At 43.1% G+C, this 17,492-nt stretch carries 20 protein-coding genes; 5 read left to right on the plus strand and 15 right to left on the minus strand.

Annotated elements, in window-relative coordinates; all coding sequences use genetic code 11:
* Positions 1–222: 222 nt before the first annotated feature.
* From rplS to ABIB50_RS04345, 7 genes are all read right to left on the minus strand, one after another.
* Positions 223–570 carry a 50S ribosomal protein L19 gene (gene rplS, locus ABIB50_RS04315; protein ID WP_175270515.1) on the minus strand — a complete coding sequence of 116 codons (348 nt, stop codon included), beginning with the start codon at positions 568–570 and terminating at the stop codon, positions 223–225.
* 173 nt (positions 571–743) lie between these two features.
* Entirely contained in the window at positions 744–1,421 is a 678-nt protein-coding gene (gene trmD, locus ABIB50_RS04320) for a tRNA (guanosine(37)-N1)-methyltransferase TrmD (protein ID WP_429377561.1), read from the minus strand.
* A 57-nt stretch (positions 1,422–1,478) separates the two neighbouring features.
* Positions 1,479–1,937: a VOC family protein gene (locus tag ABIB50_RS04325; RefSeq protein ID WP_429377563.1), complete on the minus strand. Its 459-nt coding sequence runs from the start codon at positions 1,935–1,937 to the stop codon at positions 1,479–1,481.
* Positions 1,938–1,982: 45 nt separating this feature from the next.
* Positions 1,983–2,183, minus strand: coding sequence for a helix-turn-helix transcriptional regulator (locus ABIB50_RS04330; protein WP_429377565.1), 201 nt, complete (start codon positions 2,181–2,183; stop codon positions 1,983–1,985).
* The gene (locus ABIB50_RS04335; protein WP_429377567.1) at positions 2,180–2,614 is read right to left on the minus strand and encodes a hypothetical protein; all 435 of its coding nucleotides are present in this window, start codon (positions 2,612–2,614) and stop codon (positions 2,180–2,182) included. Before ABIB50_RS04335 ends, ABIB50_RS04330 begins: the two co-directional genes overlap by 4 nt.
* A 100-nt stretch (positions 2,615–2,714) precedes the next feature.
* A complete protein-coding gene (gene rimM, locus ABIB50_RS04340; protein WP_429377568.1) occupies positions 2,715–3,239 on the minus strand; it encodes a ribosome maturation factor RimM in 525 nt (174 codons plus the stop codon).
* A gap of 75 nt (positions 3,240–3,314) precedes the next feature.
* A complete protein-coding gene (locus ABIB50_RS04345) occupies positions 3,315–3,974 on the minus strand; it encodes a 30S ribosomal protein S16 (protein ID WP_429377570.1) in 660 nt (219 codons plus the stop codon).
* 137 nt (positions 3,975–4,111) lie between these two features.
* Here ABIB50_RS04345 and ABIB50_RS04350 point away from each other — a divergent pair, with 137 nt between their 5' ends.
* The gene (locus ABIB50_RS04350) at positions 4,112–4,639 is read left to right on the plus strand and encodes a 5' nucleotidase, NT5C type (protein WP_429377572.1); all 528 of its coding nucleotides are present in this window, start codon (positions 4,112–4,114) and stop codon (positions 4,637–4,639) included.
* 67 nt (positions 4,640–4,706) lie between these two features.
* Here ABIB50_RS04350 and ABIB50_RS04355 read toward each other — a convergent pair whose 3' ends face one another.
* The 5 genes from ABIB50_RS04355 to ABIB50_RS04375 form a co-directional block, all read right to left on the minus strand.
* Positions 4,707–5,075 (minus strand): VOC family protein, encoded by a 369-nt coding sequence (locus tag ABIB50_RS04355; RefSeq protein ID WP_429377573.1) that lies wholly within the window; start codon positions 5,073–5,075, stop codon positions 4,707–4,709.
* A 182-nt stretch (positions 5,076–5,257) separates the two neighbouring features.
* Entirely contained in the window at positions 5,258–6,238 is a 981-nt protein-coding gene (pfkA, locus tag ABIB50_RS04360) for a 6-phosphofructokinase (RefSeq protein ID WP_429377575.1), read from the minus strand.
* An 85-nt stretch (positions 6,239–6,323) separates the two neighbouring features.
* Entirely contained in the window at positions 6,324–8,033 is a 1,710-nt protein-coding gene (locus ABIB50_RS04365; protein ID WP_429377577.1) for a protein-disulfide reductase DsbD family protein, read from the minus strand.
* 8 nt (positions 8,034–8,041) lie between these two features.
* Positions 8,042–8,494: a protein-disulfide reductase DsbD domain-containing protein gene (locus ABIB50_RS04370; protein WP_429377579.1), complete on the minus strand. Its 453-nt coding sequence runs from the start codon at positions 8,492–8,494 to the stop codon at positions 8,042–8,044.
* A 9-nt stretch (positions 8,495–8,503) separates the two neighbouring features.
* Entirely contained in the window at positions 8,504–9,277 is a 774-nt protein-coding gene (locus ABIB50_RS04375; protein WP_429377580.1) for a biotin--[acetyl-CoA-carboxylase] ligase, read from the minus strand.
* A 60-nt stretch (positions 9,278–9,337) separates the two neighbouring features.
* Between ABIB50_RS04375 and rsfS the strand changes: the two genes are divergently transcribed.
* The 4 genes from rsfS (at position 9,338) to ABIB50_RS04395 (ending at position 13,841) form a co-directional block, all read left to right on the plus strand.
* The gene (rsfS, locus tag ABIB50_RS04380; protein WP_429377582.1) at positions 9,338–9,712 is read left to right on the plus strand and encodes a ribosome silencing factor; all 375 of its coding nucleotides are present in this window, start codon (positions 9,338–9,340) and stop codon (positions 9,710–9,712) included.
* Positions 9,713–9,758: 46 nt separating this feature from the next.
* Entirely contained in the window at positions 9,759–11,867 is a 2,109-nt protein-coding gene (gene ftsH / locus ABIB50_RS04385; RefSeq protein ID WP_429377584.1) for an ATP-dependent zinc metalloprotease FtsH, read from the plus strand.
* Between the two features lie 74 nt (positions 11,868–11,941).
* A complete protein-coding gene (locus ABIB50_RS04390; RefSeq protein ID WP_429377585.1) occupies positions 11,942–12,580 on the plus strand; it encodes a LutC/YkgG family protein in 639 nt (212 codons plus the stop codon).
* Positions 12,581–12,728: 148 nt separating this feature from the next.
* Entirely contained in the window at positions 12,729–13,841 is a 1,113-nt protein-coding gene (locus ABIB50_RS04395; RefSeq protein ID WP_429377587.1) for an acyltransferase family protein, read from the plus strand.
* A gap of 100 nt (positions 13,842–13,941) precedes the next feature.
* Here the strand turns inward: ABIB50_RS04395 and pafA are convergent, their stop codons facing one another.
* The 3 genes from pafA to pnuC form a co-directional block, all read right to left on the minus strand.
* Positions 13,942–15,630 carry an alkaline phosphatase PafA gene (gene pafA, locus ABIB50_RS04400; RefSeq protein ID WP_429377588.1) on the minus strand — a complete coding sequence of 563 codons (1,689 nt, stop codon included), beginning with the start codon at positions 15,628–15,630 and terminating at the stop codon, positions 13,942–13,944.
* A gap of 79 nt (positions 15,631–15,709) precedes the next feature.
* Positions 15,710–16,819, minus strand: a complete 1,110-nt coding sequence (locus ABIB50_RS04405) for an acyl-CoA dehydrogenase (RefSeq protein ID WP_429377590.1) — start codon at positions 16,817–16,819, stop codon at positions 15,710–15,712.
* Complete coding sequence (gene pnuC, locus ABIB50_RS04410; protein WP_429377591.1) at positions 16,820–17,446, minus strand: nicotinamide riboside transporter PnuC; 627 nt, start codon at positions 17,444–17,446, stop codon at positions 16,820–16,822.
* Positions 17,447–17,492 lie beyond the last annotated feature (46 nt).

Below are 17,492 nucleotides of genomic sequence, written 5' to 3' on the forward strand. Positions count from 1 at the left end.
TAAGTTAAATTTTTCAGTTGCCCGATTTATACAATTTTGTAGTGAAAATCAACCCGTTATAAAAACGAAGGCCCACCAAATTTATAAAATTAAGCTATAAAAAAAAATAATATACGGTTTTTACTGCCCGCTTGTTACAATGATACCTAATTCTTTTATCCACAAGGCAAAAAAAAACCCTCCTGGGTTGTCCGGGAAGGCTTTTTATAAATATTGTTGTAATTAAACTCTTTTTGATTTGATACGAGCTGCTTTACCGGTAAGCGCGCGAAGGTAATAAAGTTTAGAGCGACGTACTTTACCGTGGCTGTTAACTTCTACTTTATCAATATTTGGCGAGTTGGCAGGGAATATACGCTCAACACCTATTCCGTTTGAAACCTTACGTACTGTAAATGTTTCAGACACACCAACACTGTTACGTTGGATAACCACACCCTGATAAACCTGGATACGCTCCTTGGTTCCCTCTTTAATTTTATAATGTACGCTTACAGTATCACCCGCTTTGAATGACGGAAACTTGTTAACAGTTACTGTTTGCTCTTCTACAAATTTTACTAAATCCATGATTTTAAGCTCTAAACGCGATTTTTAACCCGTAAAAATCGGATTGCAATTATAGGGATTATTTTTGATAATAAAAAGTCCATTTTAAAAAATTAACAAATTCTTTTTTATTAACAATTTTTACTTGTTTTTGGTTAATTAAGTTGATTGTGTAAATGGTTGAGTCAACCAAATTAATCATCCAACAAATCCGGTCTGCGTGTCTTTGTGCGCTGTATAGCCTGCTCAAAGCGCCATTTTTCTATTTCGGGGGTGTTGCCGCTTAAAAGGATATCGGGCACCCTGTGGCCGTTCCAGTCGGCCGGGCGGGTATATACCGGGGCATCCAGCAATCCGTCCTGGAAAGAATCAGACAGCGCCGATGTTTCATCAGACAATACACCCGGTATCAGCCTCACTACGGCATCAACCACAATAGCTGCGGGCAGCTCGCCACCCGACAGGACATAATCGCCCACCGAGATCTCGCGGGTAACATAGATATCGCGGATGCGTTGGTCTATCCCCTTATAATGGCCGCAAAGAATAATAATATTTTGTTTAATAGACAGTTGGTTGGCCATAGCCTGGTTAAGCGTCTCGCCATCCGGCGACATAAAGATCACCTCATCATAGTCACGCCCGGCTTTTAAGGCTTCAATACACTTGGCAAAAGGTTCAATGGTCATTACCATACCACTGCCGCCACCGTACGGGTAATCATCAACACTTTTTTGTTTGCCTGAAGCGTAATCGCGCAGGTTATGTACTACAATTTCGGCAATGCCTTTTTTTTGCGCGCGCTGTAAAATAGAATGTGCAAAAGGGCTTTCCAATAAACCGGGCAATACAGTGATGATATCAAAACGCATGGGGCAAATTTAGAGATTAGTGAGCAGACATTAGGGATTAGTTTTGTAATCGACAAATTACCCCTTCCAATCCGGTGATGCCGGAATTTGGCATTGTATTACCCAATGGTGCCCGAAAGGATCTTTTAACTCACCCTGCCGGTAGCCGTATTCATAATCAGTAACCGGCGACAGAACAGTGGCCCCCGCTGCTATGGCTTGATTGAAAACGCTATGCACATCGGCAGTAAATAAACCGATAGTTACAGTACTGGTATTAAACGCATCCGGACTTATCTTTTCGGGGCTTGTCGGCATCCATTCATGCAGGTGGAACATGGCGTCGTCAATTAACAATTCGGCTACGTGTAAGGTTCCATCATCATTATTCAGCCGCCAGTTTTCAACCGCGCCAAAGGCGTTTTTATAAAAATGGATATCGGTTACACCTTTACGGATGGTAAGCAAGGGAGCGAAGGCGGTGCCCCCCGGCCTCCTAAAGGGGGAATTTTTTGAAGTCGAATTATGTTGTTCCATAAATTTTACATTTTTATCATTCCCCCCTTTAGGGGGTTAGGGGGCTTAATCTTCATCCCCCAACTCAAATATTTCCTCAACCGGTTTACCGAAAACGCGGGCAATTTTTATAGCAAGCACTGTTGATGGCACATACCGGTTACTCTCTATAGTATTAATAGTTTGGCGCGATACACCTATCAGGTTAGCCAAATCGGCCTGGGTTATATTTTTTATGGCGCGCTCTATGCGGATGGAGTTTTTCATATGGCGTCTTCTTTTATCATCCTGTTATTACGGTACATTTTCCACCTGAACAAAATAATGAAAAACATTAGCGGTGCCCACATATTTATGCGGATAACATCCCAAAAATCATTTCGCCCGGTAAGTAATAAGCTGATGATCAAAACTCCATAGTTTAAATAAATAGATAATTGCAGGGTGTCCATTCGTAACTGCGTTATCTGCTCGTCCTCTATCTTTTCTTTAGAGAAGGCGATGAGCACCAAACCGCTTAACATGGTTAGCGTGGTAACTACAAAAAACAGGTGGTTTAAACCTACCAAGCTGTAGTCTTCCGGCACGGACTGGAAACCAAAGCCCATTTTTTTCAATATCATAATAGGCAGATGAATAAGAAATAACACTACACCCAAATACTTGCACCAATACGGGAAAAGAAAACGTGTTTTCATAATTTGTAAAGTTTGATTTACCAAATGTAAAACAAAATTTACAAATGTCAAGTATGCTTGACAAATTATTTTATCATTCCTCTTTGGGAGATTAAGAGGGTTAATCCAAATAAATATCCAGCAACCCTTCCGGTAAATCAACAGTAACTATTTCTTTAACCACATCAATGGCAACAATAATTTCTTCGTTAAGCGGGAACAGCACTTCGCAGCCTTTATAGGTAACGGCGGCAATTAATTGCTGCGGATATTCGTGAATTGCGGTGATCTTACCCAACTCGCCTTCGTTTTCGTCAACTGCGGTAAATTCAATCAGATCCTTTAGGGTGAAATCGCTTTTTCTCTTTTTGGGTTTTAGCTTGTTGGGTAAGTAAATGTCTTTACGTACCAATGCCGATGCTTTCTCGATCGTATCCACATCCTCCAGGTACAGGTAGGCCGAGTTTTTAAGATTGTATTTTATCGACTCCACAAAAAATGGCGCCAGCTTACCGCCGATCTCTATAAAAATCGCGTTAAAGTCAATATTATCCAGGTTATCAAAATCGACATACATTTGCATCTCGCCTTTAAGGCCCTTGGTTTTTAATACACTACCTATGCGGAAACAGTCTTCGGTTTTCATTTCAGATCCTTTAAAATAACAATGGCGAAGCACCCGTTGGTTGCTTCGCCATTATATAAATGTTGTTCAGTTAAATTATTCAGCGCTGTCAGCTTTTGCAGCAGGAGTTTCTGCTTCAGCAGCAGGAGCTTCTTCTGTAGCGGCGGCCTCAGCAACCGGAGTTTCTTCGGCAGCAGCTTCAGCAACCGGGGCTTCTTCTGCAACGGCTTCAGCAACCGGGGCTTCTTCTGTTTCAGTTTCAGCAACTGGTGCTTCTTCTTCAACTTCTTCAACAGGCGGAGTATATTTTGCAGCTATCGCAGCAGCTTTATCTTCCTTCTTTTTAGCTTCAGCAAGTAATGCAGCTTTGCGGGCAGCATCTTTAGCAGAAGTTAAATCTGTTTTCTTACCGGTGATCTTGCCATCTTTCTGATCTAACCACTCAGCAAATTTAGTTTCTGCTTGTTCTGTAGTTAAAGCGCCTTTTTTCACGCCACCTTGTAAGTGTTTTTTGTACATAACACCTTTGTATGCCAATATCGCACGACAAGTGTCTGTTGGTTGTGCACCATCATTAACCCAGTTAAGAGTTTTGTCGAAATTAATGTCGATAGTTGCAGGATTAGTGTTTGGGTTGTACGACCCTAAGCGCTCAATAAAGCGACCGTCACGCGGTGCACGAGCGTCTGCTACAACAATGTAATAAAAGGGTTTGCCTTTTTTACCATGTCTTTGCAATCTGATTTTAGTTGCCATTTTTTGTTTTTAATTATGTGTTCAACATTCCCCCGGAGTTTCTTTCAGCGGGGACGCAAAGGTAGAAATTATATCCGGAATAAAAAAACAAACTTCAAAATGAGGTATTTAAGTTCAAAAATTGGACATTTGCGCCTATGAACAAACTAAGCATAGCTATAGATATGGACGAGGTTATTGCCGACCCCATTGATAAATTTATAACAATATACCAGCAAGAGCATGGTTACAATTATACACTCGACCAAATGCACGGCAAAGAGTTTAGAGAACTATTGCCGCCCGAGCTTGACCATACCCTGCGCGAATACATAAACCGCAAAGGTTTCTTTAGAGATTTAAAACTGATACCGGATAGCCAGGAAGTTTTAAAAGCATTGAATGAAAAGTATGACGTATTTATTGTATCGGCCGCTACAGAGTTCCCAAACTCATTGGAAGATAAGCAAGCCTGGCTGGCCGACTATTTCCCTTTTATATCATGGACCAATATTATGTTCTGTGGCTATAAGATTGTGAATACCGATATCATGGTAGACGACCGCACTAAAAACTTTACCCGTTTTAATGGCCGCAAGCTATTGTTTACGTCGCCGCATAATATTAATCTTACCGAATACGAGCGCGTAAATAATTGGAAGGAAGTGGCAGCGAAGTTGCTATAGTTTTGAGTGATGAGTACTGGGTTATGAGTTAAAGGTGAGCCACCCATAACCCAATGCTCAATACCAACTACCTCATAGAATGAAAGGCAACTCTATTTCCTTCAGTATCAATAAAACGAGCCATAAAGCCGTTGGGGCCGATAGATGTTTTATCCATGATAATTTGTCCGCCTGCAGCTTCGACTTTGGCAAGCGGCACGGCAAGATCCTCGCCGCCGTTAAGGTATATTAGCGAGCCGGTTTGTGACGGTTCGAAACCTTCTTCTTCTATCAAACCGCCACCGATTTCCCCGTTTTTCATGTCAGCAGGGAACATAGCATATTTCATTTCCGGAAAAGGAACGATCATCGTTATATCCAATATCGTTTCGTAAAACTTCATAGCCCGCTCAAGGTTTTTTGCGGGAATTTCAAACCAATTTATTGCATGTGCCATCTTTGTTTTTTTATTAAAGCTAAATATATTGAATTGATTAAGAAGCAATTAATTCATAATTATTCAAGCAATTTTTAAACAAGTGTTGATATGACACGCGTCCAAAAAAACAAAAATTGCCTGAGGGATCAGGCAATAGGCATATCATATTTAATCACCGCAACAAAACCATCGACTATGGCCTATAACGACAGCATCTCTACTATCCTGATAAACTCGGCGTTAACTTCGTGATGGTGTTTAACTGATTGCGAGAACGGTGTGTAGGTAATATCGTTATGAATTAACCCTACCATTTCGCCGCTATGGCCCTTTATTAATGCTTCAACAGCAGCCACACCTAATAAGCTGGCTAATACACGGTCCATACAGGTTGGCTTGCCGCCGCGTTGTATGTGGCCCAATATAGATACCCGGGTATCATAATGTGGGAACTTTTCCTGTATAGCTTTACCAATTTCAAACGCTCCGCCCGGCTCGTCGCCCTCGGCAACCATTACAATTTTTGATGTTTTATCTTTACGGCCACGCTCTAATCTTTCAAACAGCGCGTTAATATCTGATTTTGTCTCGGGCACCATTATGGCCTCTGCGCCAACGGCTATTCCCGTACGCAGGGCTATCATGCCCGAGTCGGCACCCATTACCTCAACAATAAACAACCGGTCGTGCGATTCGGCAGTCTCCCTGATCTTATCTACCGCTTCAATAACTGTATTTATGGCGGTATCGTAGCCTATAGTAAAATCGGCGCCACGCAAATCATTATCAATAGTGCACGGCACTGCAATAATGGCAATATCCGGGTATTCTTCGCCAAATTCTTTAACACCTTTAATGGTACCGTTACCACCTAATGCTATAAGGGCATCTATATTATTTTTCTTAAGCTGATTGTATGCTTGTTTGCGGCCTGCGGCAGTTTTAAATTGTTCGCTGCGCCCGGTTTTTAGTATGGTGCCTCCACGCGATATAATGTTTGAAGCCGACTTTGTCGTTAGCGTTTCGATGTCACCATTAATCATACCTTCAAAACCACGGCGAATGCCGGCAATTTCAACATTATTAAAAACAGCGGTACGTATAACAGCTCTTATAGCGGCATTCATTCCGGGCGCGTCGCTACCGGACGTAAAAAGTCCTATTTTTTTTATCGGGATCATTTGTAATTGCTGGCAGATAAATTACTTAGGCAACGCTACTTAGCATAGCGCCCCGTTTGCGCCGCAAATTTACATTATTTTTACCTTATTTTTTGCTTTTGTAGGCTGTGATTCCGCTCTCTAAAAATTTCAGGTAGCTTTCTACATTATAGTTTGCCGGCGAGGGGTCGATTTGTTTGCCGGTGCTGTCAACTAATACGTTGCCATCGCCATCCAACAAAACATATAGCGGTTGCGAATTAGCGTTAAATCGTGATGCCTCAAAGTCGCTCCATTTACCGCCAAGGGTAGTTACTTGTTTACCGCTGTAGGTTGATGTAAATTTTTCTGCGGCAGTCAGCTCTGCTTTATCATCAACAACTAATTGCAATAAAACAAAGTCGTTTTTTAAATGATTAAAAACACGCGGATCGGTCCAAACGTCTGCTTCCATCTTGCGGCAATTAACACAGTTAAAGCCGGTAAAATCTATCATTATGGGTTTATGCAGTTCTTTTGATACCTGCAGGGCCTGCTCGTAATCATACCATGCATCGAGGCCGCGTGTTGCTATGCGGGTATAACTGCCGGCATACTTTTTTACTAATGCTGATTGCTGAGCCGGCGCAGTGGTTGTGTTTCCTCCGGGGATAGGCGACAGGTCAAAATCCTGCGTTGCCATTGGCGGCAAAAACGCACTGATAGATTTTAAAGGCGCACCCCATAATCCGGGTATCATGTAAATAGTAAACGCAAATACAATAACCGAGAGAAAAAACCTTGGTATTGAAACATGGCCCACATCGCTATCATGCGAGAATTTGAGTTTACCTAAAAGATATAAGCCTAATAAAGCTCCTAAAGCTATCCAGATAGATAAAAATATCTCGCGGTCAAACCAGTTCCAGTGGTAGGCCAGGTCTACATTCGACAAGAATTTTAAGGCGAACCCTATCTCTAAAAATCCCAGCACAACTTTTACTGTATTTAACCATCCGCCCGATTTTGGCAGCGATTTTAAGGCAGACGGAAACAAAGCGAACGCAGTAAATGGCAACGCCAATGCCGCCGAAAAACCAAGCATGCCGATGGCCGGTGCTAACCTGTCGCCTTTTGATGCAGCATCTACCAGTAAAGTGCCAATAATTGGCCCGGTACATGAAAACGATACTACTACCAGTGTAGCAGCCATAAAGAAGATGCCCGCTACACCGCCTTTATCTGCATTGGCGTCCAGTTTATTACCTAATGAACTTGGTAAGGTGATCTCAAACGCGCCCAAAAACGAGATGCCAAATATCACCAATAACAGGAAGAAGAAAATATTAAATATACCATTGGTAGCCAATGCATTTAAAGCATCCGACCCAAAAAGAGCGGATATAACAACGCCTAAGCCTACATATATAACAATAATGGACAGGCCATAAAGCAGCGACTGCCCTATTCCCTTGGCCCTCGACCCGGCCTTTTTGGTAAAAAAGCTAACCGTTAACGGCAATAGCGGGTAAATACAAGGCATTATCACCGCAGCGAATCCGCCCAGGAAACCCTCAATAAATATCTCCCAAAGTGATTTGTGCTTTTTTGGGTCTGTAGCAGCAGTATGGGTTATGGCTTTAGTGGCTTTTGCCACCTGGGCCTTTTTGTGCATAGCAATACTATCGGCGGCAGTAGGGATGTTGGTAAAGCTTACCCCGCTGGTGTCGGCGGCTTGTGCTTTGGCTGTATTTATGCCCGCAGCAAAAAAACATATCGCCGTAAGGCAAATAAAAAATGTGGTCTTAACAAAAAAGCTTTTAGCGGCTGCTGTCATGGTTGTATTTATTTACCTACCGGGATAGTAAAGTTAACGTCTTCCGGTGGCAGGCATTTTTGGTTGTTACAAGTCATATACTCCAACTGGCCTTTGATGGTTGCAACATTTGCCGATTTTAGCTTTATTTTTTGCTGGAAAACCACCTCTTTCTCAAAGTAGCTTACATTCATTTTAAAAGCATCTTCGAATTTGGTTATTGGTTTTGGCTCGATGGTTTTACCAACAAGCATATAATCCTTTGATTTAGCAAAAGTGAACGATGTTTTTATAGGTCCGCCTTCTTTAACATTTTGCGAGTAAATATGCCATCCCGCATCTATTGATGCTTTTAAAAGCACCGTAACTTCTGTAGGCCCCGTTTTTTTAGCGGCATAAGCCCATTTAACAGGCGTAACAATTTGTGCGTAAGCGCCAACAGTTAAAAACAGGGCTATTACTATTGCGAATGTTCTTTTCATGGATCTGTGTTATTCTTTATTTAAAAATTCTATCTCTTTAAGGTTGTACGTTGTCTCTTCGCCGCCTTTATTGACTACAAGTAGTCCGTTTTGTTTAACGCCGGTAATAGTGCCTTCAAATATTTCGCCGCCCGCCCTAAAACGTTTCCTTTGGTTAAACCAATATAGTCGGCTTAAATAACCATTCCTTACAAAATCAATTTTACCTGCTTTAAGGGCAAGGTAATAAGCTTCAATGTGGTTGCAAATGTCTGCTAATATATCTCTTATATCGTAATCCTTCTGTAATATCTGTTTTACCGATGTTGCATTAGTTGCGCCTTCGGGAAAGTTTTCCTGGTTTATATTTATGCCTATACCAATTATGGCGCTTTTTATAACGGCGCCCTGCAATAAGTTCTCAATCAGCATCCCGCCAAGTTTTTTATCGCCATAATAAATATCATTAGGCCATTTTATTTTTAACTGATTGCCCAATATCGGACACAGTGTATCATAAACGGCCAAACTTATGGCCCGGGTAAGATCAAACTGATCTGTAACGGCTAAAAAAGATGGTTTTAGTAAAACACTGAAGGTTAGGTTTTTGCCCGGCTCGGCGTGCCATTGGTTGTTTTGCTGGCCACGGCCGGCAAACTGGCTCTCTGCCATAATGACCGTTCCCTCAGGTACTGGCTTAGAATTTGACAATAAAGTTTTAAGGAAATTGTTGGTCGAGTCAACTTCTTTTAGTGTCAGTAAATTTTGTCCAACAAATAATCCTGAAAATATGTTATTTTGCAATGTTATATTATGGTTTATAATAATGCTAAACTAAAAAGCGTTCAAAACTAATTCTTTTTGATGGTAAAAAATAAAGCGACGAGTGAATCAGCTTACATTTCTGAATTAGCCATTCATGGCATACAGGAAAAAAAGGGTAACGACATTGTCAGGTTAGACCTGCGAAACCTTAACAGTTCGGTGACAGATTATTTTGTAATATGTCATGCCGACTCAACCACACAAGTTAAAGCAATTGCCAATAGTATAGAAGATGAGATCTTCAAAGCCGTTAAGCAGGAACCCTGGCGCAAAGAGGGCCTTGAATATGGCGAATGGATATTGTTAGATTATGTAAATGTGGTGATCCACGTTTTCCGTACAGACAAGCGTGAATATTATGGTGTAGAGGAGCTGTGGGGCGATGCCGAAATAAAAAACTATAAAAGCGCTTAAGCGCACGTAGTTTTTTTAATTAATTACAAGTGAGATAAAACAACAGATGGAAGATAAGAAATTGGATAAGCCAAAACCTATAAGAAAGATCCCGAATAAAAGAATAGCCCCCAAACCTCCTAAATTTAACTTTATGTGGTTATATGCTGTCGCTATAGCCGCCTTTGTTGGTGTAGCCCTTTATTCAAATAATGGCGCGTCAACACAAATTGATTTCAGGCAGTTTGACAGCGAAATGCTTAGGCCCGGTGATGTTGATTATGTAGAGGCTTATAAAAACGGCGATTATTTGGTTGCCGAAGTACACATAAAAAAAGACAGCTTAAACAAGCCGCGTTATGCCGATGTTAAAAAAGCGCAGCAACGCTTTGGCTCCACAGGTAACGAGGCACAGTATACTTTTACTGATGCATCTTACGAAAGTTTAAAGCAATCAATAGCTAATGCTCAAAAGGATGTGCCCGAGGCGCAAAAGGTAAGTGTTAAATACGTACCGCATGACAGCCTGTTATCAAACGGTTTGGTACAAAGCGTTATCATGATCATACTTTTTGCTGCTGTGCTGATGTTTATTATGCGCCGCATGAGCGGTGGTGCAGGTGGCGGCCCCGGTGGGCAGATCTTCAACATAGGCAAATCAAAAGCTACTTTATTTGATAAGGAAGCACAAGTATCAGTAACGTTTAATGATGTTGCCGGCCTTGAAGAAGCCAAGCAGGAAGTTATGGAAATTGTTGATTTCCTTAAAAACCCTAAAAAATATACCAACCTGGGTGGTAAAATACCTAAAGGTGCGCTATTGGTTGGCTCGCCGGGTACAGGTAAAACCTTATTGGCCAAAGCCGTTGCCGGCGAGGCGCAGGTGCCTTTCTTCTCACTTTCAGGTTCTGATTTTGTAGAGATGTTTGTGGGTGTCGGTGCATCGCGTGTGCGTGATCTGTTCCGCCAGGCAAAAGACAAAGCGCCATGTATCATATTTATTGATGAGATTGACGCCATTGGCCGTGCCCGTGGCAAAAACAATATTGTTGGTGGTAACGATGAGCGCGAAAACACGCTTAACCAGTTATTGGTTGAGATGGATGGTTTCGGTACCGACTCTGGTATCATTATCCTTGCTGCAACTAACCGCCCGGATGTATTGGATTCGGCCTTATTGCGCCCGGGTCGTTTTGACCGCCAGGTATCAATTGACAAACCCGATTTGATTGGCCGTGAGCAAATTTTTAAAGTACACTTAAAACCGGTTAAACTGGCCGAAGGTGTTGACGCTAAAAAACTATCGGCACAAACGCCTGGCTTTGCCGGTGCAGAGATAGCCAACGTTTGTAACGAAGCAGCGCTTATTGCTGCCCGCCGTAACAAAGAGGCTGTTGATATGCAAGATTTCCAGGACGCTATTGACCGTGTTATTGGTGGTTTAGAGAAAAAGAACAAGATCATATCGCCCGAAGAGAAACGCATTGTAGCTTACCACGAAGCGGGCCATGCTATTGCGGGCTGGTTTTTGGAACATGCTGATCCGTTGGTTAAGGTATCTATCGTTCCGCGTGGTGTTGCAGCCTTAGGGTATGCGCAATACCTGCCTAAAGAGCAGTTCTTATATACAATAGAGCAGTTAGAGGATGGTATGTGTATGACCATGGGTGGCCGCGTTGCCGAAGATATAACTTTTGGTAAGATCTCTACCGGTGCGCAAAACGATTTGGAGCGTATAACCAAATTATCATACGCAATGGTTACCATTTATGGTATGAATGAGAAAGTTGGTAATGTATCCTTCAACGATACACAAGGCGAGTACCAGTTTAACAAACCATACTCTGAAAAAACATCAGAACTGATTGATAACGAAGTGCGTAACCAGATAAACCAGGTTTACGCCCGCACCAAGCAATTGCTGTTGGATAAACAGGAAGGCCTGATAAAACTGGCTGATAAGTTGTTGGAAAAAGAGATCCTTTTCCAATCGGATCTGGAAGAAATATTAGGCAAGCGCCCGTTTGAGCACCGCACCACGTATGATGAATTTGTGAACGGCGCTACCGAATCAAACCAGGAGCCCGCCGCACAAGGCATAGCCCACGAAGGTGTTGTTGACCATTCAGGAACGTTTGAAAGAAACCCTGAAGAAAAAGACGCAACAGGCGAATAAATATTAGCAGAAAAGCTTAAAGCGAAAAGACCAAAGCGGCCTTTAGCTTTAAGCTTTTTGCTTTAAGCTACAAAATGAGGGACATTACCACATCAAAAGAAAAGCTGCTTAAAAAGATCCGCCAGGCATTGCTGGAAAAAAGGGATAACCCTTACCCCAACCTGGAAAACTTGCCGCACTACCCACCTGCGCCCGAGCATTTGGACGTAATGTTTGCCGAAGAGTTTATGGCGGTAAAAGGCCAGTTTGCTTTTTGTGAAGACGAGGTAGGTTTTATTGAAACCCTTTTAGAATTAGCCGAGCAGCGCAACTGGCGCAAAATATACTGCTGGGAGCCCGCCCTGCAGGAAATACTGGCCCGCTACGAATACCCTTATTTTGAGACCGACAAAGACTTTGAACAAGCCGAAGTAGGCTTTACCCTTTGCGAAGCTTTAATTGCCCGCAACGGCAGTATAATGCTGTCAAACGGCAACGCAGCGGGGCGTAGGTTAAGTATTTACCCCGGCGTGCATATTGTGTTGGCCTATACCTCGCAATTAATCCCTGATCTGAAAGACGCATTTGCGCTCATCAAGAAAAAATACGGCGCAGATATCCCATCCATGGTAACCAACGTTACCGGCCCAAGCCGAACTGCCGATATTGAGAAAACACTGGTTTTAGGCGCGCATGGCCCTAAAGAGGTATTTGTGTTTTTGTTAGAAGGATAAATTCTACACCAAACGGTCGCTCGTAATCTGTCCTCCATTCAACCATTTTAATAGCACGATCACACTTAGCATGTGCCGAAAGATTATATATTTGATCTACTATCGGTTTGCATTGATCATTAGTGCGTTATATTAACTTAGTTTGTTCATGGAAAGAGTAATTAAGGCCCCGGCGTATCGTCTGGTATCGCTTGATGTAATGCGTGGCCTTATCATGATCCTCCTTGCCGGCGAAAGCTGTGAGGTTTGGCGCTCATTAAGCGATCTGCAACTTGGTGCTGGTGCAGATGTAGTCATTAATCAGTTTTTCCATCACCCCTGGCATGGTCTGCGGCTATGGGATCTGATACAACCCGCCTTTATGTTAATGGCTGGTTCGGCTATGTATATATCCTATCAATCTAAACTAAAAAAAGGCATAAGCTGGCAGCAAAACCTTAAGCATATTGTAATACGGGCTGTAAAATTGTTTTTGTTAGGCACGGGGCTTCATTGTATTTACGCGGGTAAACTGGTGTTCGAGTTATGGAACGTGCTTACACAGCTCTCTTTTACTACCTTAATAGCCTATTTGATCATCAACCGGTCGTTTTGGTTTCAGATTGGGTTTAGCCTGGGTTTGTTACTTATAACAGAAGCCTTGTATCGCGCCGTTGGGATGCCTGGTTTTGATCAACCGTTTACAGAGTATCACAATTTTGGGGCCTACATGGACACCATCCTGATGGGTAAGATAAATAATGGCGGCTGGGTAGCTATCAATATCGTACCCACTGCGGCGCATACAGTCTGGGGGGTATTGGCAGGCAGATTGTTAACCTCGCCGATACCGGCATCAAAAAAGATATCTTACTTAATAATAGCCGGTATAACCGGGCTGGTTTTGGGCTTTGGCCTTGATGCAGCAAATGTCACCCCAATTATTAAACGAATAAGCACCAGCACGTTTGTACTGGCATCGGGCGGCTGGGTATTACTTTTTATGGCATTTTTATACTGGCTGGTTGATAGTAAGCAGGTAAACAAGCATGCCTGGATATTTACAGTAGTAGGTATGAACGCCATATTTATATACTTATTCTTTGAAACTGTCGGCGGGCAATGGTTCAATGATGCCGTGGCCATATTTGTAAAAGGAGGTTTGAATACATTAGGCATAACTGCTGCGGTAGCGGCATTAATATCCGCAATAGCTACCCTTGTTGCAGAATGGGGGCTTTGCTATTGGCTAAGCCGTAATAAGATATTTATTAAGATATAGTGATTCAGATGGAATAATAGACAGCTATCCCCGGAATTACAAAGTGTTTTAAACAAAAAGCGTCCCGATGTCTCGGAACGCTTTTTTAATTTGTATGCTGTTACTTATTATCAGCTTTCAGCACCTCGCTAACCGATTTACCGATTGAGCCGTTAGGGGCCTGTATGTGCAGTAACGCAGCAACAGTTGGAGCAATGTCTGTTATATGGGTGGGGTTGCTGGTAGCGCCGTGATTAATGCCCCAGCCCATAAATACCATTGGTACGTGGGTATCATAGGGATTCCATGTACCATGCGATGTACCAGTTGGCGAAACGTCGCCTATGCGGCGGCCGCCCAGCCAACCCGGTTTTAAAATTATTTGTACAACACCACTATGCTCAATGTTGTAACCGTTAATTACGCGCATACGTAATTCTTCCGGAATGTTAGCGGTTGCTGCTTTTTGCATATCAATTGCAAAGGCAACACCCGGCAGGTCCTGCAGATATTTAATGCAATCGGCCTTAATAGCGTTTTCATCAAGCCCGGCCCTGTTAATTACCGCATAGTTTAAATTAACCTGGTAATTGGTCATGCCCAATACAATTTTATCTAATTTATATTTATCCAGTAATGCCTTGTTAAGGTCTCTTCCGGCGCTGCTTTCGTCCCATACATCGGCAGGCACGTTATGGTCGCGTAAAAAGCCGGTATTGTGTGCAGCGCCATGGTCGGCAGATAAAAACACAGTGTATTGGCCCCTGCCAATCTTGCCATCTAAATAAGTAAAAAACGCAGCCAGGTCTTTATCTAACCGCAGGTAAGTGTCTTCAACCTCAACCGCGTTAATGCCGTATTGGTGTCCAACATAATCTGTTGATGATAAACTAATCGCAAGAAAATCGGTTACTGTACCCTGGCCCATTTTTTCTGCATTGATAGTGGCAGTGGCCAGGTCAAGCGTCATGGTGTTACCAAACGGCGTGCTGCGGATCATCCCTAAATTACCTTTAAATAATTCGGATGTTTTTACGGGCAGCGTTGCAGTTGCTGCCCCTTTAAACTTGCCTTCGTATTTGCTTTCATCGGGCAGAGTTTGCAAGTAAGTGCTTACAGGATATAGCGGGTTCCAGTCTTGCTTTAAGTACTGCTCAGGTAGTTTCCTTGCATTAAAGTCTTTTAACCATTGCGGCAGGTCCTTCATGTAATAGGTACTGGTTATCCAGTTACCACTAACATCGTCAAACCAATAAGCCGCATTAGCGGTATGGCCTGCCGGTAAAATACCGCCACGGTCCTTTAACGCAATACCAATAACTTTCGAGCGGAAATTAGTAGCCAGTCTTAACTCATCGGTAACCGTGGTAACCAGCAAATTGCGTGGCGACATTTGGCCCGCGTTTGATGTGCTGCCAACCGTTTGTTCTGTGTTATCCTCGGTGCAATACATTGATTTACCGGTTGATTGCACAATAAAATCATTGCCCGCAATACCATGCAGGGCAGGTACAGAGCCAGTATAAATACTGCTGTGGCCTATCGCGGTTACGGTTGGAATATAGTCGATATTAGCATTCTCGCAGCTAAAGCCTTCGTTCAGCATCCTTTTAAAACCGCCTGCGCTGTAACGATCATAAAAGCGGTACAGGTAGTCCCAGCGCATTTGGTCAACCACAATACCTACAACCAATTTTGGGCGCGGTAAAGTTGATGTTGCGGCGGTAACCGTTGATTTCTTTTTAGTTTGGGCGTTAGTGTTAACAACAACGCCGGCACATAGCAGGAGTAACAGGTATTTAAATTTCATGATGTGATATTAAAAGCTCAAATATCAATAATACAATTAAAATTGTACATGAACTTTATATTAAATTAACATCTGCCAATTAACTGCTAAAAGTTAACAAAGCATGCTGACTCGCAGTATGCAGATCGCGCCAGGCACGGTTAATTTCCGTGTCGGTACTTGCAGCAATTAATCCGCATAGCGGATAAAGCTTGTCTACCAACTCACGGGCGGTTATCGCTAGGCGACGGCTGGTTGTACTCACGTTATTTAATAATTCATCTGATACTGTTTGCTCCGCCGTTATCGCTTCCCAAGACGTATCAACCGCTTCAAAAAATGATTTTCGCAAGGTGTTCATTTCTTTATTTGCTATAGCCAGGGTATCAATTAAATACAGTTTTTGCGGAGCGGTAAGCCGTGGATGATTCATCCGGTCGTTAAACACATCGGCACACCGGTCAATAAAATGTATAGCAATACCGGATATGTTAACCGCAAGCGTAGCCTCGGCCAGTTGTAAAAACGGATAGTGATACAACGCCCCATCAACCTTAACTGACGATGGATCAATTTTAAACTGGCGGTTCTTTGGCACTTCCAGGTCTTTAACCTCAAAAGCATCGCTGCCGGTAGCTACCATGCCTATATATTTCCAGGCCGGCAAAACGGTTACATCCTTTTTATCGAAGATAAATGGCAGCACCAGTTGTTCGCCATCGGCATTTAAAACCGGTACGCCATTGCTTTTTATGGCGCAATTGGCGGTGATGTGCGTAGCGTGGTGCGCTCCGCTGGCATATTTCCAGCGGCCGTTAACCCGGTAGCCATTTTCGGTGATCTCGGCAGTGCCGCCTACCGCCCCGCTGCCGGCAAGGCAAACAGTGTCATTATTAAATATCTGTAGCGCAACTTCAGGATCGATAAACCCACCGAACCAACCTGCCCCGCTGCAAAGGGTTACTACCCAGCCGGTGCTACCGTCGGTCCAGCTGATAGCTTCCTGCAGTCGCACTAATTGTGGCAATGCTATTTGCTGACCGGTATAAACACCGGGCACTAATAATTTAAACCAGCGCTGGTTATAAACAACCTGTAGCTGAGCGGGAATTAACATACCCAATGCTTCCGCTTCGGCCGCCCCGGCGCGGATAATAGCTGTATCCTGGCCGGTAATATGTTTTGATGGGTGTGGTGCGCTGTGTTCCATTTAATTTGATGGATTAAGGGTTTGTTCTTTTCGCCAGGTGGCGCGCCAATCGTAAAAACCAAATATGGCAACGATAAACAAAAACACGGTTAATGCCGAAAACAATACCAGTTGCTTTTGCCAAAGCAAGGGTATGGCGAAGATGTTTGAGATATTTAACAAGATCCAGTTTTCCAGCTTGCGCCGGGCCAGCAGCCACATACCCGCCCAGGCAGTAGAAGACACCCACGAATCCCAAACCGGAACAGTTGACCCGGTGAAATTTTTAAGTAACAAGTAAAGTACGGCCCATCCCACAAAAACTATCAGTAAGGTAATTATCCACTCTTTACGTGTGCTCCAGTTTATTTTTACCGGCGGCTCGTCGCGTTTTTTTAGCCAGTACACCCAGCCGTAAATACTCATTACCACATAATAAACACTCAAAGCCGATTCGGCGTACAGGCCTGCCATTACTAAAATATAAATACCTATCAGCGTGCCGGCTATGCCGGTAGGGTATAACCAGATGTTATTGACCTTAGCCAGCAACACTTCGGTAACACCTAATAAAACAGCCGCCCATTCCCACGGGGTGGTGTGCTGCACTTGTTCTTCAAAAAGTTGCAGGATCTGTTGCGCATCCATAAATGAAAAGTTAAAATTGATTAGCCGGATAGTGTTTATCCACCGG

The organism is Mucilaginibacter sp. UYCu711 (assembly GCF_050433825.1).
Classification (GTDB): domain Bacteria; phylum Bacteroidota; class Bacteroidia; order Sphingobacteriales; family Sphingobacteriaceae; genus Mucilaginibacter.

Bases quoted from the DNA above. Each gene is read 5' to 3' on its own strand.
- rplS (WP_175270515.1), bottom strand. From the start codon at position 570: ATGGATTTAGTAAAATTTGTAGAAGAGCAAACAGTAACTGTTAACAAG.
- trmD (WP_429377561.1), bottom strand. From the start codon at position 1,421: ATGCGTTTTGATATCATCACTGTATTGCCCGGTTTATTGGAAAGCCCT.
- ABIB50_RS04325 (WP_429377563.1), bottom strand. From the start codon at position 1,937: ATGGAACAACATAATTCGACTTCAAAAAATTCCCCCTTTAGGAGGCCG.
- ABIB50_RS04330 (WP_429377565.1), bottom strand. From the start codon at position 2,183: ATGAAAAACTCCATCCGCATAGAGCGCGCCATAAAAAATATAACCCAG.
- ABIB50_RS04335 (WP_429377567.1), bottom strand. From the start codon at position 2,614: ATGAAAACACGTTTTCTTTTCCCGTATTGGTGCAAGTATTTGGGTGTA.
- rimM (WP_429377568.1), bottom strand. From the start codon at position 3,239: ATGAAAACCGAAGACTGTTTCCGCATAGGTAGTGTATTAAAAACCAAG.
- ABIB50_RS04345 (WP_429377570.1), bottom strand. From the start codon at position 3,974: ATGGCAACTAAAATCAGATTGCAAAGACATGGTAAAAAAGGCAAACCC.
- ABIB50_RS04350 (WP_429377572.1), top strand. From the start codon at position 4,112: ATGAACAAACTAAGCATAGCTATAGATATGGACGAGGTTATTGCCGAC.
- ABIB50_RS04355 (WP_429377573.1), bottom strand. From the start codon at position 5,075: ATGGCACATGCAATAAATTGGTTTGAAATTCCCGCAAAAAACCTTGAG.
- pfkA (WP_429377575.1), bottom strand. From the start codon at position 6,238: ATGATCCCGATAAAAAAAATAGGACTTTTTACGTCCGGTAGCGACGCG.
- ABIB50_RS04365 (WP_429377577.1), bottom strand. From the start codon at position 8,033: ATGACAGCAGCCGCTAAAAGCTTTTTTGTTAAGACCACATTTTTTATT.
- ABIB50_RS04370 (WP_429377579.1), bottom strand. From the start codon at position 8,494: ATGAAAAGAACATTCGCAATAGTAATAGCCCTGTTTTTAACTGTTGGC.
- rsfS (WP_429377582.1), top strand. From the start codon at position 9,338: ATGGTAAAAAATAAAGCGACGAGTGAATCAGCTTACATTTCTGAATTA.
- ftsH (WP_429377584.1), top strand. From the start codon at position 9,759: ATGGAAGATAAGAAATTGGATAAGCCAAAACCTATAAGAAAGATCCCG.
- ABIB50_RS04390 (WP_429377585.1), top strand. From the start codon at position 11,942: ATGAGGGACATTACCACATCAAAAGAAAAGCTGCTTAAAAAGATCCGC.
- ABIB50_RS04395 (WP_429377587.1), top strand. From the start codon at position 12,729: ATGGAAAGAGTAATTAAGGCCCCGGCGTATCGTCTGGTATCGCTTGAT.
- pafA (WP_429377588.1), bottom strand. From the start codon at position 15,630: ATGAAATTTAAATACCTGTTACTCCTGCTATGTGCCGGCGTTGTTGTT.
- ABIB50_RS04405 (WP_429377590.1), bottom strand. From the start codon at position 16,819: ATGGAACACAGCGCACCACACCCATCAAAACATATTACCGGCCAGGAT.
- pnuC (WP_429377591.1), bottom strand. From the start codon at position 17,446: ATGGATGCGCAACAGATCCTGCAACTTTTTGAAGAACAAGTGCAGCAC.